Source organism: Mycobacterium sp. GA-0227b (assembly GCF_001499855.1).
GTDB lineage: Bacteria > Actinomycetota > Actinomycetes > Mycobacteriales > Mycobacteriaceae > Mycobacterium.
Genome location: NZ_LQIK01000034.1, coordinates 38418 through 53215, shown reverse-complemented (window position 1 = coordinate 53215; position 14798 = coordinate 38418). Strand labels below are relative to the sequence as shown.

Genomic DNA, 14798 nt, shown 5'->3' with positions numbered 1-14798 from the left:
CGCCTCGAGTGTGAATCTCACGACGCTAAAGCGGCGATTTGCGTCGTGAGATTCACAAACGCGGTGCCGAGAAGGCCTACTTCATCTTGAAGTTCGGGGCCCTCTTCTCCTTGAACGCCCGGGGGCCCTCCTTGGCGTCCTCGCTCAAGAACACCGGGATGCCGTTGGCGGTATCGGGCTTGAACGCCTCTTCCTCGTGCATGCCCTCGGTTTCGCGGATCGTCTTGAGGATCGCCTGCACGGCCAGCGGACCGTTGTTGTTGATCACCTCGGCGATCTCCAGCGCCTTGTCCAGCGCGGTGCCGTCGGGCACCACGTAGCCGATCAACCCGTACTCCAACGCCTCGGCGGCGGTGATGTGACGCCCAGTCAGCAGCAGATCGCACGCGATCGTGTAGGGGATCTGACGCACCAAGCGCACCGCGGAACCGCCCATCGGGTAGAGGCTCCACTTGGCCTCCGAGATGCCGAACTTCGCACTTTCGCCGGCGACGCGGATGTCGGTGCCCTGCAGGATCTCGGTTCCCCCCGCGATCGCCGGTCCCTCCACCGCGGCGATCAGCGGCTTCTTGAGGCGACGGCCCTTCAGCAGCCCGTCGATTCGCGACGGGTCGTAGCTGCCGTCCTTGAACGAGTCGCCGGGCGGCTTGGCCGTCGCGGCCTTGAGGTCCATACCCGCGCAGAAGTAGCCGCCGGCGCCGGTGAGGATGCACGTGCGGATCTCCGGATCGTTGTCGACGCGGTCCCAAGCCTCGACCATGATCGAGAGCATCTCGGTGGAAAGCGCGTTGCGCGCCTCGGGCCGGTTCAGCGTCAGGATCAAAGTGTGTCCGCGCTGCTCAATGAGCGCGTCGGGGCCCTTCGCCGGCTCACTCACAGGTGTCCGCCTCTCTCCTGATTCACCACAGACTTGAATGAAAATGTAACACGTTCTAGTTTAGGTTCCGTGGCCCTGAACATTGCCGATCTCGCCGAGCACGCCATCGATGCTGTGCCAGACCGCGTCGCCCTGATCTGCGGCGACGACCAGCTCACCTACGCCGAGTTGGAGGACAAGGCCAACCGCCTGGCCCACTATCTCATCGACCGGGGCGTCAAGAAGGACGACAAGGTCGGGCTGTACTGCCGCAACCGCATCGAGATCGTGATCGCGATGGTCGGCATCGTCAAGGCCGGCGCCATCCTGGTCAACGTCAACTTCCGCTACGTCGAGGGCGAGCTGAAGTACCTGTTCGAGAACTCCGACATGGTGGCGCTGGTGCACGAGCGCCGCTACGCCGACCGCGTCGCCAACGTGCTGCCGGAGACGCCGAACGTCAAGACGATCTTGTCTGTCGAGGACGGGTCGGACGACGACTTCGAGCGCTACGGCGGCGTCGAGTTCTACTCCGCGCTCGAGCAGGCTTCGCCTGAGCGGGATTTCGGCCCGCGCAGCGCGGACGACATCTACCTGCTCTACACCGGCGGCACCACGGGTTTCCCCAAGGGGGTGATGTGGCGCCATGAAGACATCTACCGGGTGTTGTTCGGCGGCACCGACTTCGCGACGGGTGAGTTCGTCAAGGACGAGTACGACCTGGCCAAGGCCGCTGCCGAGAACCCGCCGATGGTCCGCTACCCGATTCCGCCGATGATCCACGGTGCAACCCAGTCAGCGACCTGGATGTCGTTGTTCTCGGGCCAAACGACCGTGCTGGCACCGGAATTCGACCCCGACGAAGTGTGGCAGACGATCGAGCAGCACAAGGTCAACCTGCTGTTCTTCACCGGTGACGCGATGGCCCGCCCGTTGCTGGATGCGTTGACCAAACTGCACGACTCCGGCCAGGAGCCCGACCTGTCGAGCCTGTTCCTGCTCGCGAGCACGGCGGCGCTGTTCTCCAGCAGCATCAAGGACAAGTTCCTCGAGCTCCTGCCGAACCGCGTGATCACCGACTCGATCGGATCCTCGGAAACGGGCTTCGGTGGCACCAGCATCGTGGCGAAGGGGCAGTCGCACACCGGCGGACCGCGGGTCACGATCGACCACCGCACCGTCGTCCTCGACGAGGACGGCAACGAGGTCAAGCCCGGTTCCGGAGTGCGCGGCATGATCGCGAAGAAGGGCAACATCCCGGTCGGCTACTACAAGGACGAGAAGAAGACGGCCGAGACGTTCAAGACGTTCAACGGAATTCGCTATGCCATTCCGGGCGACTTCGCCGAGGTGGAAGCCGACGGCACCGTCACGATGCTCGGCCGCGGTTCGCAGTCGATCAACAGCGGCGGCGAGAAGATCTACCCCGAGGAGGTCGAGGCCGCGCTCAAGGGGCACCCGGACGTGTTCGACGCCCTCGTGGTCGGGGTGCCCGACGAGCGCTACGGCCAGTGTGTCGCTGCGGTGGTGCATCGCCGTCCCGGCACCCACCCGACGCTCGCGGACCTCGACACGTTCGTGCGCCAGGAGATCGCGGGATACAAGGTGCCCCGCAAGGTCTGGTGGGTCGACGAGATCCACCGGACGCCGGCCGGTAAGCCGGATTACCGGTGGGCCAAGGACATCACCGAGGAACGGGCCGCCGACGATGCGCACGCCAACCACGTCGGGACCGCGTCCTGACGCGACGGGAGAAATAGAGATGCGCACCGAACTGTGCGATCGCTTCGGCATCGAGTACCCGATCTTCGTCTTCACGCCGTCGGAAAAGGTTGCCGCCGCGGTCAGCAAGGCCGGCGGACTCGGGGTGCTGGGCTGCGTGCGGTTCAACGACGCCGACGACCTCGAGCGCGTCCTGTGCTGGATGGACGAGAACACCGACGGCAAACCTTACGGCGTCGACGTGGTGATGCCTGCGAAGGTGCCGCAGGAGGGCACGGCGGTCGACATCGACAAGCTGATCCCGCAGAGCCACCGGGACTTCGTCGCGAAAACCCTTGCCGACCTTGGGGTCCCGCCGCTTCCCGACGACGGGGAGCGCAACGAGGGTGTGCTCGGCTGGCTTCACTCGGTGGCCCGGTCGCACGTCGAGGTCGCGCTGAGGCATCCGATCAAGCTGATCGCCAACGCGCTCGGTTCCCCGCCGAAGGACGTGATCGACCAGGCGCATGCGGCGGGAGTGCCGGTCGCGGCGCTGGCCGGTAGCGCCAAGCATGCCCAGCGGCATGTCGAGAACGGCGTCGACATCGTGGTGGCGCAGGGTCACGAGGCGGGTGGACACACCGGTGAAATCGGATCGATGGTGCTGTGGCCGGAAATCGTCGATGGGCTGCGCGCGCTTGGCCATAAAACTCCGGTGCTGGCGGCCGGCGGTATCGGCACCGGCAGGCAGGTGGCCGCCGCGCTGGCGCTGGGCGCGTCCGGAGTGTGGATGGGTTCGGCGTTCCTGACGGCGGCCGAATATGACCTCGGCCATCGCAAGCCCAGCGGCGTGTCGACGATCCAGGAAGCGTTGCTACGCGCCAACTCCAGTGACACCGTGCGCCGCCGCATCTACACCGGCAAGCCCGCGCGGCTGTTGAAGAGCAAGTGGACTGACGCGTGGGATGCCCCCGATGCGCCGGAGCCGTTGCCGATGCCGCTGCAGAACATCCTCGTCAGCGAGGCCCATCAGCGGATGAACGAGTCCGACAACCCCGACACCGTCGCGATGCCGGTGGGCCAGATCGTCGGCCGGATGAACGAAATCCGCCCTGTCGCCGACATCATCGCCGAGTTGGTGCAGGGCTTCGAGGAGGCGTCCCGCCGGCTCGACGGGATCCGCGAAAGCTGACGGTCTTCACTCGCCGAGTGCACGGCTCACGTACGCCTTTGGCGTGATTCCGTACCTGGAGCGTGCACTCGGCGCGTGGTCAGAAGCCGATCGTCGTTCCGTCGTCGATGGCCAACGTCGCGGGACCGATGACGTCCGCCTGGGTCTCCAACGCGTCCGCATTCAGCTGCAGCACATAGACCCCGTCGGGGCCGGGAATGACGACGGTCTTCTGCGCGACGAGCTAACCGTGCGCCGCGACCACCCCATCTCGGCCGCCACCTGGTCGACGGTCGACCCGGCGGCCAGTTGCCCCGTCACCCGGCGCAGCAGCGGCAGCGGCCACGGCGCGGTCTCGGCTCGCGGGTCGTCGGATGCCAGCCGGACCGCCAGCTCTACCAGCGACCGGGACTGTCCCGTCCCGGGCCGCACTTCGGCCAGCGGTACCCGCTGATTGCGCAGCCGATCCGCGGGCATGCCCAATAGCCGCGGCAGCACGCCGGGCCGGAAGCGCAGCCCCAGCACCGGTTCGGTGCCGCGTACCGACGTCGCCGCGGTGGTGTCGGGGCCCGCCACGATGATCCGCCCGTCCATCCGGATGAGGTCCATGCAGCCGTCCGGCAGCACCCGCACGGGTGCGGGCGGTCCGTGCGTCACCCAGGCGCACTCGACGAGATCGCTCAGCGTCGTGGGCGACGCGAACTCGCGGTATCCCACGCCCGCCAGGCTACCGACGGGCGACGACACGAAGCCCGCGCCGGATCACCGAAACTGCACAGAGATTGCGATTCACGCCGAAATGACGATCTGTGTTCAGTTTCGGCGAAAGGGACTAGACCTCGTACACCGGGTCGGCGCATTCGGTGCCTTCGGCAGCCAACTGCCGCTTGATCACCTTGAACGTCTCGGTGCGCGGCAACGTTTCGCTGACCCGGACGAAAGACGGCCACTGCTTGGGGCCGAGGTCCGGTTGGGCCGAAAGGAAGTCGCGGAATCCGCCGGGATCGAATGCGGTGCCCTCGGCGAGCGTCACCGCGGCCATCACCTGATCGCCGACGTCCGGCGCCGGTATTCCGTACACCGCGACCTCGACGACGTCGGGATGCCTGAGCAGGACCCGCTCGATCGGTGCCGAGCCGAGGTTCTCGCCGTCGACCCGCATCCAGTCGCCGAGCCGGCCCGCGAAGTAGGCGTAGCCCTGCTCGTCGCGGTAGGCCAGGTCGCCGCTGTGGTAGACACCGCCGCGCATCCGGTCGGCATCGGCATCGGGGTCGTTGTAATAGCCCTCGAAACGTCCGGTGTCCGAGGCGTTCACGAGTTCACCGGTCACGCCGGGCGGACACGGCTCGCCGGTGTCGACGTCGACGATGTCGGTGCCCGGCGGCAGCGGGCCCAATGCACCCGGCGGCGTATCGGGCGTGCGCGCGATCGCGATACCACCCTCGGTGGAACCGAAGCCGTCCATGACCACACAACCGAATCGTTCGGCGAAGCGCTCGATGTCGGCCGGCGCGCCCTCGTTGCCGTAGACCGCCCGCAGCGGATTGTCCGCGTCGTCGGGCCGTTCGGTGGTGGCGAGCACATACGACAGCGGCTTGCCCACGTAGTTCGCGTACGTCGCACCGAACCGGCGGATGTCGGGCAGGAACTGCGATGCGGAGAACTTGCGGCGCAACGCCAGTGAACTCTGTGACGCCAGCGCCACCGACCAGCCCACCAACACAGCGTTCGAGTGGAACAGTGGCATCGAGACGTAGCAGGTGTCGGCGGGTCCGAGCGAGAAGCGTTGCGTCATCGTCACGCCCGCGATCGCGACCTTGCCCTGGCTGCACTTGACCGCCTTGGGGTCGCCGCTGGTGCCCGAGGTGTAGATCAACATGAACAGGTCGCCGGGGTCGGCGGTCCGCACCTGCACCGGCGCGTCGCGGTGCGCGTTCACCTCGGCCGCCCACTCGGGGGAGTCGACGTCTATGTGGTCGACATCGCCGAGCGCCGACGCCGACGCTGAATCGGCAAGCACCACCTGGCAATCGGCGTGTTCTATGTCGCGTCGCAGTGCCGCGCCGCGTCGCACCGGGTTCAGTCCCACCGGCACGATGCCGGTCAGCCCCGCGGCCACCAGCACCGCCGAGAAGAACGGGGTGTTCTGCAGCAGCACGCCGACATGCGGGGGCCGGTCCGGGTCGAGGCGAGCGCGCAGCGTCGCCGCCACCGCGGCGCCGTACCGAATGTGTTCACGCCACGGTGTGTACGACTCCTCGAAGTACACCCCGCGGTCGTCGACGTCGATCAGCGGCGTCAACAGTCCTGCGACGGTGGGAAGTTCGTTCACCTCAGGCGGGCGTGTCGGCCAACTCCCGGCCGATGCGCAGCAATTGTCCGGTGGCGCCGCCGACCGCGAACTCGGTCTGCTTGGCCGCCAGGAAGTAGCGATGCACCGGGTGATCGGTGTCGATGCCCACGCCGCCGTGTACGTGAACCGTGGTGTGCGCGACGCGGTGGCCCGCATCGGCGGCCCAGAACGCCGCGGTGTTCACGTCGACGTCGGCGGGGAGGTTCTCGGAGAGTCGCCACGCGGCCTGGGTGACCGTCAACCGCAGCGCCTTGACGTCGATGTAGCCGTCGGCCAACCGCGACGACACCGCCTGGAAGCTACCGATCGGCCGGTCGAACTGCTCACGTTCCCGAGCGTATTCCGCGGTGAGCTCCAAGGCGCGTTCGAGCGCACCCAACTGGAACGCACTGCGTCCCAAGGTGGTTCGCGTCACCAGCCACGCCATGGTGTCGGCATCACCGACGACGCGGTCGGCGCCCAGCTCGACACCGCGCAGCTCGAGATGCCCCACACTGCCCTGCCCGGTGGTGCTCAGCGACTCGACCGCTACCCCCGCTTCGGTCGCCGCCACCAGAAACACCTTTGTGCCCGAATCGGTTTCGGCCGGCACCAGAAACGCATCGGCGACCGGTCCGAACGGCACCAGCGTGCGTGAGCCGGTGAGCCGGAACCGAGCCCCGCTTGCTTGAGCCTGCACCGGCCCCTCACCCATTTCGCCGTCGAGCGCGATCGTCAGGATCTTCGAGCCCTTGACCGCGGGCACCGCCCACTCCTGTTGCAGCGCCTCGGTACCGAACGCGGCCAGCGCGCCCGCGCCGAGCACGACCGACTCCAGGTAAGGCACTGCAGAGAGCTGTCGACCGAGCGCGACGAGCACCGCGACCTGCTCGAGCACACCGAATCCGCCGCCGCCCACCGCTTCCGGGGATGCCGCCGACAACACGTCGGCCTCGATCAGTTTGGCCCAGAGGGTCTTGTCGAATCGTTCATCGAGGCCGTCGAGCTCGCGTTGGCGCTCCGGCGTGACGACCGAGTCGGCGATGGTGCGCACCAGCCCGCCGAGGTCCTCGGACGCTTCCGTCGTCTTGAAGTCCATGTCGACAATCCTTACCGGTTCACTCGGGGCAGGCCGAGCGCGACCATGCCGATGATGTCGCGCTGAATCTCGTTGGTGCCGCCGCCGAACGTCAGGATCAGGCAGCTGCGGTGCATCCGCTCGACCCGCCCGCGCAACAGCGCGCCGGGCGCATCGGGGCGCAGCGTCGCGGCGGTGCCCAGCACCTCCATCAGCAGGCGGTAGGCCTCGGTGGCCAACTCGGTGCCGTACACCTTGGCCGCCGAAGCGTCCGCGGGCGAGGGTGCAGCCTCGTCCGAGGACGCCAACTCCCAGTTGATCAGCTTGAGCACCTCGGCCTTGGCGTGCACCCGGGCCAGGTTCAGCTGCACCCACTCCGAGTCGATCAACCGGTTGCCGTGCACATCCTTGGTGTTCTGCGCCCATTCTCGAACGCCGTTGAGCGCCAGAAAGATCGGCTGCGCGGAGACCAGCGCGACCCGCTCGTGGTTGAGCTGGTTGGTCACCAGCTTCCAGCCGGCGTTCTCCTGGCCGACCAGGTTGGTCACCGGCACCCGCACGTCCTGGTAGTACGTCGCGCTGGTGTCCACGCCGGCCATTGTGTGCACCGGCGTCCACGAGAACCCCTCCGCCGTGGTCGGCACGATCAGCATCGAGATGCCGCGGTGCTTCTTGGCGTCCGGGTTCGTGCGGGCCGCCAGCCAGACGTAGTCGGCGTACGCGATCAGGCTGGTCCACATCTTCTGGCCGTTGATGACGTAGTCGTCGCCGTCGCGAACCGCGGTGGTGCGCAGCGACGCCAGATCGGTGCCTGCGCCCGGTTCCGAGTACCCGATCGAGAAGTGCAGATCACCCGAGGCGATCTTGGGCAGGAAGAACTTCTTCTGCTCTTCGGTGCCGAACGCCATGATGGTCGGCGCCACGCTGTTGATGGTCAGGAACGGGACCGGCACGTTGGCGAGCGCGGCCTCGTCGTTGAAGATCAGCCCGTCGATCGGCGGGCGGGCCTGGCCGCCGAACTCCTCGGGCCACGACAACGTGAGCCAGCCGTCCTTGCCCATCTGAGCGACGGTCTCGCGGTAGACATTGCCGCGGCCCATCTCGCCGTCGTTGGACGCCAGCGCCTCGGCCCGCTCGGGGGTCATCAGCTTGGTGAAGTAGGAGCGCAGCTCGCGGCGCAGCTCTTCCTGCTCTGGGGTGTAGCCGATTCGCATCGCCTTGTCCTAACTTCTGTAGAGGCACGAAGTGGCAGCCGGGAGCCAGCCCGCGTTCACCCCCGGTTGTAACACGTTCTAGTCTTGGGGTCCAGACCGGTGCCACACTGGGCTCGGAGCAGCTCTGACCGCGAGGAGGTTGTGATGAGAGTGGAAGTGGACCGGGACCGTTGCGAGGGTAACGCCGTATGCGTGGGAATCGCGCCGGACCTGTTCGATCTCGATGACGAGGATTATGCGGTGGTCAAGGCCGACCCGGTGCCTGCCGACCAGGAGGATCTGGCGGAGCAGTCGATCGCCGAGTGCCCCCGGGCCGCACTGATCCGCAGAGACTAGAGGTATTCATAAATTGACGCCGAAACCGGCCACCCGAGGAGCCGCATGAGCACTGACGCCAACGACCTGTCCGGCCGCGTAGCGGTGGTAACCGGCGCGGCCGCCGGACTGGGCCGCGCGGAGGCCATCGGCCTCGCCCGGGCGGGCGCCACCATCGTCGTCAACGACATCGCCGCGGCGTTGGACAAATCCGACGTCATCGACGAGATCACCGGCGCGGGCGTCAAGGCCGTCGCGGTCGCCGGTGACATCAGCGAACGGTCGACGGCCGACGAACTGGTCGAAACGGCCGACGGTCTCGGCGGCCTGGGCATCGTCGTCAACAACGCGGGCATCACCCGCGACCGGATGCTGTTCAACATGTCCGACGAGGACTGGGACGCGGTGATCGCCGTGCATCTGCGGGGGCACTTCCTGCTGACCCGCAACGCCGCAACGTACTGGCGGGCGAAAGCCAAGGAGAACAACGGACAGGTCTACGGCCGGGTCATCAACACCTCCTCGGAGGCCGGCCTGGTGGGGCCGGTCGGGCAGGCCAACTACGGCGCGGCCAAGGCCGGCATCACCGCGCTGACGCTGTCGATGGCGCGCGCGCTCGAACGCTACGGGGTACGGGCCAACGCCATCGCGCCGCGCGCCCGCACCGCGATGACCGCGGACGTGTTCGGCGAGGCACCGGAACTTGCAGAGGGGCAGATCGACCCGCTGTCGCCGGAGCACGTCGTGAACCTCGTCCGCTTCCTGGCCTCGCCCGCGGCGGAGGGGGTTAACGGACAGCTGTTCATCGTCTACGGTCCAACGGTGACGTTGGTGGCAGCGCCGACTGTCGAGGCACAGTTCAGTTCGGATTCCGCTGAATGGGACACGGCGGACCTGTCCGAAACGCTGAGAAGTTACTTTGCTGGACGTGATCCGCAGAAGTGTTTCGCGGCCACCGGACTGATGGCCGAGCAAGACTGACGGTCTCGGGCGTCAAACGCCGACCGGCATTAGAACACGTTCTAGAATGATTTGCATCACACCTGTCTTGACCAGCGCAAAGATCACAATTTCGACTCCTTTTCCGGTTCTTTGACACTGCGAACTTGTTCTAGTTAGTATGATCCGGCTCACTAAGAGCCACGCTTAAACAAGGGGTGGGAAGCCCGCCGCGGCAACGCGATTCGCTTTATTCGCCACGACGCACGCGCCGAGCATCTGCCGGAGAACGGAGCCGAGGTTGATCGAACAGCTCACGGTTCCGACGCGGGCTGTCGGCGGGTTCATGCAGATGTCGCTCGAGACTCTCCGGGCCGTGTTCCGTCGCCCCTTCCAGTTCGGCGAGTTCCTCGAGCAAACCTGGATGATCGCGCGCGTTTCGCTCATTCCGACGCTGCTGATCTCGATTCCGTTCACGGTCCTGGTCGCGTTCACCCTCAACATCCTGCTGCGCGAGATTGGTGCAGCGGATCTGTCCGGCTCCGGTACCGCGTTTGGCACGGTGACTCAGCTGGGTCCGATCTCGACCGTGCTCGTCATCGCCGGCGCTGGTGCGACTGCAATCTGCGCCGACCTAGGCGCGCGCACCATTCGCGAAGAGATCGATGCGATGCGGGTGCTCGGCATCGATCCGATTCAACGGCTCGTGGTGCCGCGCGTACTGGCGTCGACCTGTGTGGCGCTGTTGCTCAACGGTCTGGTGATCGCGATCGGCCTCTGCGGTGGCTACGTGTTCTCCGTGCTCCTGCAAGGAGTGAACCCCGGAGCGTTCATCAACGGTCTGACCATTCTGACCGGATTGGGCGAGTTGGTGATCTCAGAAGTCAAGGCCCTGTTGTTCGGGGTGATGGCGGGGCTCGTCGGCTGCTACCGCGGCCTCACCGTCAAGGGCGGACCCAAGGGCGTCGGAGAGGCCGTCAACGAGACCGTCATCTACGCCTTCATCTGCCTGTTCGTGATCAACGTGCTGATGACCGCAATCGGCGTTCGGGTTCTGAGCTGATGAGCCAGCTGGGGAACTACGACATCACGCTGCGGATGCGGCGGGCGTTCGGTGGGCTGGTCGACGGCGTCGACTCGTTTGGCGAGCAGGCACTGTTCTACGCCGAATCGGTCCGATACATACCAAACGCGGTGCGGCGCTACCGCAAAGAGACGATCCGGCTGATCGCGGAGATGACGTTGGGCACCGGCGCGCTGATCCTCATCGGCGGCACGGTCGGCGTCGCGGCCTTCCTTACTCTGGCATCCGGCGGCGTCATCGCGGTGCAGGGCTACGAGTCGCTCGGCAACATCGGTATCGAGGCGCTGACCGGATTCCTGTCCGCCTACCTCAACGTGCGAATCGTTGCGCCGATCATCGCCGGTATCGCGCTCGCCGCCACCATCGGCGCGGGCACGACCGCCCAACTGGGCGCGATGCGCATCAGCGAGGAGATCGATGCCGTCGAATCAATGGCCGTGCACTCGGTGTCATACATGGTGTCCACCCGCATCGTGGCCGGGCTGGTCGCGATCATTCCGCTGTATTCGTTGGCAACGCTGGCGGCGTTCTTCTCGGCCCGCACCATCACCGTGTACGTCAACGGCCAGTCCGGCGGTCTCTACGACCACTACTTCAACACGTTTCTGATACCGACAGATCTACTGTGGTCCTTCGCTCAGGCCATTGTGATGGCGGTCGCGGTGATGCTGGTGCATACCTACTACGGCTACAACGCATCCGGCGGCCCGGTCGGCGTGGGCGTCGCTGTGGGAAAGGCGGTTCGGACGTCGCTGATCGTGGTGGTCATCATTACCCTGTTCATTTCCCTGGGCGTGTACGGCGCGACCGGTAACTTCAACCTGTCGGGTTAGAGGAGAGCATCATGTCGAGGACCTCCGCGATCAGAATCGCCGCTGCAGTGCTGGCGGCGATCATCGTGGCGTTCTCGGTGTTCACCTATCTCGCCTACACCGCCGCATTCACCCCGACCGACACAGTGACGGTGACCGCTCCGCGCGCTGGTTTGGTGATGGACAAGGACGCCAAGGTCAAATACCGCGGTATCCAAATCGGCAAGGTCGAAGACATCGAGTATTCCGGTGAACACGCGACGCTGACGCTCGCGATCAACCGTGACGAGCTGGGCTACGTTCCATCGAATGCGCCGGTGCGTATCGGCAGCACAACGGTTTTCGGCGCAAAGTCGGTGGAGTTCCTTGCGCCGGAGCGCCCGTCCGATACGTCGCTACGCCCCGGCGCCGTTGTGCAGGCCGACGCGGTTCAGCTGGAAGCCAACACGTTGTTCCAGACCCTGATCGATGTACTGAACAAGATCGATCCCATCCACCTGAACGCAAGCATCTCGGCGATCGCAGAGGGCCTGCGCGGTCACGGTGACGACTTCGGCTCCACCATGGCGAATCTGAATCAGTATCTCGCCCAACTGAATCCAAAGTTGCCGACGGTCGAGTCGCTGCTCGCGCAGACGGCGACGGTGTCCAACATCTACGGCGATGCCGGCCCCGACCTGGTGACCGTGATCGAGAATGTGCCCACGATCAGTAAGACAATCGTCGATGAGCGGGAGAACCTGAACGCGACGTTGCTCGCGGCAATCGGGGTGGCGAACGAGGGATCCGCAACGCTGGAGCCCGCGGCGGACGACTACATTGCTGCGATCCAGCGGTTACGGGCGCCGTTGAAAGTGCTGGGCGACTATTCGCCGGTACTCGGTTGCATAGTGCAGGGTGTCGCGAGGGGAGCCGAGCGGGGCGCGGCCATCCTCGGTGGCTACAAGCCTGGGGCGATGGTCAGTTCCAGCTTCGTGTTGGGCGTGCCGTCGTACACCTATCCAGAGAGTCTGCCGATCGTGAACGCGTCGGGCGGCCCGAACTGCCGCGGCCTGCCCGACCTGCCCAGCAAGGAGATTGGCGGCTCGTTCTACAGGTCACCATTCCTGGTCACTGACAACGCCTACATCCCGTACGAGCCGTTCACCGAGGTGCAGGTCGACGCTCCGTCGACGTTCCAGTTCCTCTTCAACGGCGCCTTCGCAGAACGGGACGACTTCTGATGGGCCACCGAGGGATTCTGCTCAAGGTGGGCATTTTCGCGGTGGTCATGCTGATGGTTGCCGTCGGTCTGGTGGTGATCTTCGGTGAGTTCCGGTTCGCCAAGACCAACAGCTACCACGCCACGTTCAGCGACGCTTCCAAGCTGGAGGGCGGCAGCGACGTGCGCATCGCCGGGGTTCCGGTCGGCACTGTCGAAAGTGTCAAGCTGAATCCCGACAATACGGTCGATGTGGCGTTCACCCTCGACAAGAAGTACCAGATGTATACGTCGACGCGAGCCGTGATCCGCTACGAAAACCTGGTCGGCGACCGGTATATGGAGATCACCTCGGGTCCGGGCGAGCTTCGAAAGTTGCCGCCGGGTGGCATGGTTTCCATCAACCAGACCCAGCCGGCCCTGGATCTGGACGCCTTGCTCGGCGGCCTGCGCCCAGTGGTCAAGGGTCTCAATGGTGAGCAGGTCAATCAGATCAGCAATGCGATCCTCGAATTGCTCCAGGGTGAGGGTGGCGCGCTTTCCCAATTGCTCTCGGAGACAGGGTCATTCAGCCAGGCTTTGGGCGATCGCTACCAGGTGATCTCGGAGGTGATCCGAAATCTCAACGAGGTGCTGGGCACCATCGACGAGAAGAGCGTCGAGTTCGACGCCAGCGTGGACGAGCTCCAAAAGCTAGTCAGCGGACTGGCTCAGGGCCGGGATCCCATCGCCGGGGCGATTCCTCCGCTGGCTTCCGCGGAAGCGGATCTGACCGACATGCTGGTCAATTCGAGACGACCGCTCCAGGGCGTGCTCGAGAACCTTCGTCCGCTGGCAACCGAACTCGACAACCGCAAGGCCGAGGTCAACAGCGTCATCGAACCACTGGCCGAGAACTACCTGCGGCTCAATTCACTTGGTGCGTACGGGTCATACTTCAACTACTACATCTGCGAAGTGAAGCTCAAGTTCAACGGGCCCGCAGGCAGCGACATCATCCTGCCGATTATGTCTGTGCCGGACATGTCGAAGGGTAGGTGCTCAGACAATGGATAAGACGCTCCGGGCAGGCATCTTCGGAATCATCATCGTGGTGTTGGTCTTGTTCGTTGCGTTCGGCTACACCAGCCTGCCGTTCTATCCCCAAGGCAAGTCCTACGAGGCCTATTTCGCCGACGCCGGCGGCATCTCGCCGGGTAACGACGTCAACGTCTCCGGTATCACGGTCGGCAAAGTGACCGATGTTGCCCTCGCCGGCACCGTCGCAAAGGTGGCATTCACGGTTGACCGCAAGGTCAGGCTGGGGGATCAGACGCTCGTATCGATCCGGACCGACACCGTTCTGGGGGAGCGGTCGTTGGGGATCGATCCACAAGGTAGCGGATCGGTGACATCAATTCCGTTGAGCCGCACGACGGTTCCGTACACCTTGAACACCGCACTGCAAGATCTCGCTCAGAACTCCGACGCTCTAGACAAGGAGCAGTTGACCCAGGCGTTGCAGGTACTGACCGATTCATTCCGCGACGCGACGCCGGAGCTGCGCCGAACGCTCGACGGGGTGGCCACGTTGTCGCGCAGCATCAATGCCAACGATGCAGCGTTGGGCCAGCTGTTGTCGCGCGCAAAGTCGGTGTCCGCGGTGCTCGCCGACCGGGCCGGTCAGGTCAATAAACTCATCATCGACGGCAATCAGCTCTTCGCCGCTCTCGATGAACGACGGGCCGCTCTGAGTAGTTTGATCGCAGGCATCGACGATGTCTCAGAGCAGATTTCGGGGTTTGTCGCCGATAACCGCCGCGAATTCGGCCCGGCCCTGAGGAAGTTGAATCTGGTACTGGACAACCTGCTCGAACGCCGCGAACACATCAGCGAGGCGCTGAAGCGTCTGCCCCCGTACGCCACCGCCCTCGGCGAGGCGGTCGGCTCGGCGCCCGGTTTCCAGGTGAACCTGCCCAACGCGGTACCAAACAGTACGACCGAGGCTCTGCTGCTGGATCTCTACTTCCAACCGGGCAAGATCCCGGATAGCTTGGCCGACATGCTGCGCGGGTTCCTCACCGAGCGGCTGATCATAAGGCCGAAGTCACCGTGA

General features: G+C 65.2%; 14 protein-coding genes and 1 pseudogene. 9 read left to right on the top strand and 6 right to left on the bottom strand.

Going from position 1 to position 14798, the window contains the following annotated elements; all coding sequences use genetic code 11:
* Nucleotides 1-76 precede the first annotated feature (76 nt).
* On the bottom strand, nt 77-877 hold the full coding sequence (locus AU185_RS23460; RefSeq protein ID WP_059101577.1) for a crotonase/enoyl-CoA hydratase family protein: 801 nt from the start codon (nt 875-877) through the stop codon (nt 77-79).
* Nucleotides 878-910: 33 nt separating this feature from the next.
* On the opposite strand from AU185_RS23460, the gene AU185_RS23455 reads away from it, so the two are divergent.
* The gene (locus AU185_RS23455) at nt 911-2599 is read left to right on the top strand and encodes an acyl-CoA synthetase (RefSeq protein WP_172800352.1); all 1689 of its coding nucleotides are present in this window, start codon (nt 911-913) and stop codon (nt 2597-2599) included.
* A 19-nt stretch (nt 2600-2618) separates the two neighbouring features.
* A complete protein-coding gene (locus AU185_RS23450) occupies nt 2619-3749 on the top strand; it encodes an NAD(P)H-dependent flavin oxidoreductase (protein WP_059101575.1) in 1131 nt (376 codons plus the stop codon).
* Nucleotides 3750-3828: 79 nt separating this feature from the next.
* Here AU185_RS23450 and AU185_RS24905 read toward each other — a convergent pair.
* From AU185_RS24905 to AU185_RS23430, 5 genes and pseudogenes are all read right to left on the bottom strand, one after another.
* A pseudogene (locus AU185_RS24905) lies at nt 3829-3969 on the bottom strand (LpqN/LpqT family lipoprotein); the annotation flags it as partial.
* Nucleotides 3912-4445 carry a DUF6597 domain-containing transcriptional factor gene (locus tag AU185_RS23445; protein ID WP_156425647.1) on the bottom strand — a complete coding sequence of 178 codons (534 nt, stop codon included), beginning with the start codon at nt 4443-4445 and terminating at the stop codon, nt 3912-3914. The pseudogene AU185_RS24905 and the gene AU185_RS23445, both read right to left, overlap by 58 nt.
* 115 nt (nt 4446-4560) lie before the next feature.
* Nucleotides 4561-6060, bottom strand: coding sequence for a long-chain-fatty-acid--CoA ligase FadD17 (fadD17, locus tag AU185_RS23440; protein ID WP_059101573.1), 1500 nt, complete (start codon nt 6058-6060; stop codon nt 4561-4563).
* Between the two features lies 1 nt (nt 6061).
* Nucleotides 6062-7159 (bottom strand): acyl-CoA dehydrogenase family protein, encoded by a 1098-nt coding sequence (locus AU185_RS23435; protein WP_059101572.1) that lies wholly within the window; start codon nt 7157-7159, stop codon nt 6062-6064.
* Between the two features lie 11 nt (nt 7160-7170).
* Nucleotides 7171-8352: an acyl-CoA dehydrogenase family protein gene (locus AU185_RS23430; RefSeq protein WP_059101571.1), complete on the bottom strand. Its 1182-nt coding sequence runs from the start codon at nt 8350-8352 to the stop codon at nt 7171-7173.
* 144 nt (nt 8353-8496) lie between these two features.
* On the opposite strand from AU185_RS23430, the gene AU185_RS23425 reads away from it, so the two are divergent.
* From AU185_RS23425 to AU185_RS23395, 7 genes are all read left to right on the top strand, one after another.
* Nucleotides 8497-8688: a ferredoxin gene (locus AU185_RS23425; RefSeq protein WP_015309489.1), complete on the top strand. Its 192-nt coding sequence runs from the start codon at nt 8497-8499 to the stop codon at nt 8686-8688.
* Between the two features lie 45 nt (nt 8689-8733).
* Nucleotides 8734-9648, top strand: coding sequence for a 3-oxoacyl-ACP reductase (locus AU185_RS23420; protein WP_059101570.1), 915 nt, complete (start codon nt 8734-8736; stop codon nt 9646-9648).
* Between the two features lie 259 nt (nt 9649-9907).
* The gene (locus tag AU185_RS23415) at nt 9908-10669 is read left to right on the top strand and encodes an MlaE family ABC transporter permease (protein WP_059101569.1); all 762 of its coding nucleotides are present in this window, start codon (nt 9908-9910) and stop codon (nt 10667-10669) included.
* Nucleotides 10669-11523, top strand: coding sequence for an MlaE family ABC transporter permease (locus AU185_RS23410; protein WP_059101568.1), 855 nt, complete (start codon nt 10669-10671; stop codon nt 11521-11523). Before AU185_RS23415 ends, AU185_RS23410 begins: the two co-directional genes overlap by 1 nt.
* Nucleotides 11524-11534: 11 nt before the next feature.
* The gene (locus AU185_RS23405) at nt 11535-12725 is read left to right on the top strand and encodes an MCE family protein (RefSeq protein WP_059101567.1); all 1191 of its coding nucleotides are present in this window, start codon (nt 11535-11537) and stop codon (nt 12723-12725) included.
* Nucleotides 12725-13759 carry an MCE family protein gene (locus AU185_RS23400; RefSeq protein WP_059101566.1) on the top strand — a complete coding sequence of 345 codons (1035 nt, stop codon included), beginning with the start codon at nt 12725-12727 and terminating at the stop codon, nt 13757-13759. The genes AU185_RS23405 and AU185_RS23400 overlap by 1 nt, the downstream gene beginning before the upstream one ends.
* Nucleotides 13752-14798, top strand: a complete 1047-nt coding sequence (locus AU185_RS23395) for an MCE family protein (protein ID WP_059101565.1) — start codon at nt 13752-13754, stop codon at nt 14796-14798. The genes AU185_RS23400 and AU185_RS23395 overlap by 8 nt, the downstream gene beginning before the upstream one ends.

What these genes read in the sequence shown, in the direction of transcription:
- AU185_RS23420 (WP_059101570.1), top strand. Translation starts at nt 8,734, where the DNA reads ATGAGCACTGACGCCAACGACCTGTCCGGCCGCGTAGCGGTGGTAACC.
- AU185_RS23410 (WP_059101568.1), top strand. Translation starts at nt 10,669, where the DNA reads ATGAGCCAGCTGGGGAACTACGACATCACGCTGCGGATGCGGCGGGCG.
- AU185_RS23430 (WP_059101571.1), bottom strand. Translation starts at nt 8,352, where the DNA reads ATGCGAATCGGCTACACCCCAGAGCAGGAAGAGCTGCGCCGCGAGCTG.
- AU185_RS23405 (WP_059101567.1), top strand. Translation starts at nt 11,535, where the DNA reads ATGTCGAGGACCTCCGCGATCAGAATCGCCGCTGCAGTGCTGGCGGCG.
- AU185_RS23400 (WP_059101566.1), top strand. Translation starts at nt 12,725, where the DNA reads ATGGGCCACCGAGGGATTCTGCTCAAGGTGGGCATTTTCGCGGTGGTC.
- AU185_RS23435 (WP_059101572.1), bottom strand. Translation starts at nt 7,159, where the DNA reads ATGGACTTCAAGACGACGGAAGCGTCCGAGGACCTCGGCGGGCTGGTG.
- AU185_RS23450 (WP_059101575.1), top strand. Translation starts at nt 2,619, where the DNA reads ATGCGCACCGAACTGTGCGATCGCTTCGGCATCGAGTACCCGATCTTC.
- AU185_RS23425 (WP_015309489.1), top strand. Translation starts at nt 8,497, where the DNA reads ATGAGAGTGGAAGTGGACCGGGACCGTTGCGAGGGTAACGCCGTATGC.
- AU185_RS23395 (WP_059101565.1), top strand. Translation starts at nt 13,752, where the DNA reads ATGGATAAGACGCTCCGGGCAGGCATCTTCGGAATCATCATCGTGGTG.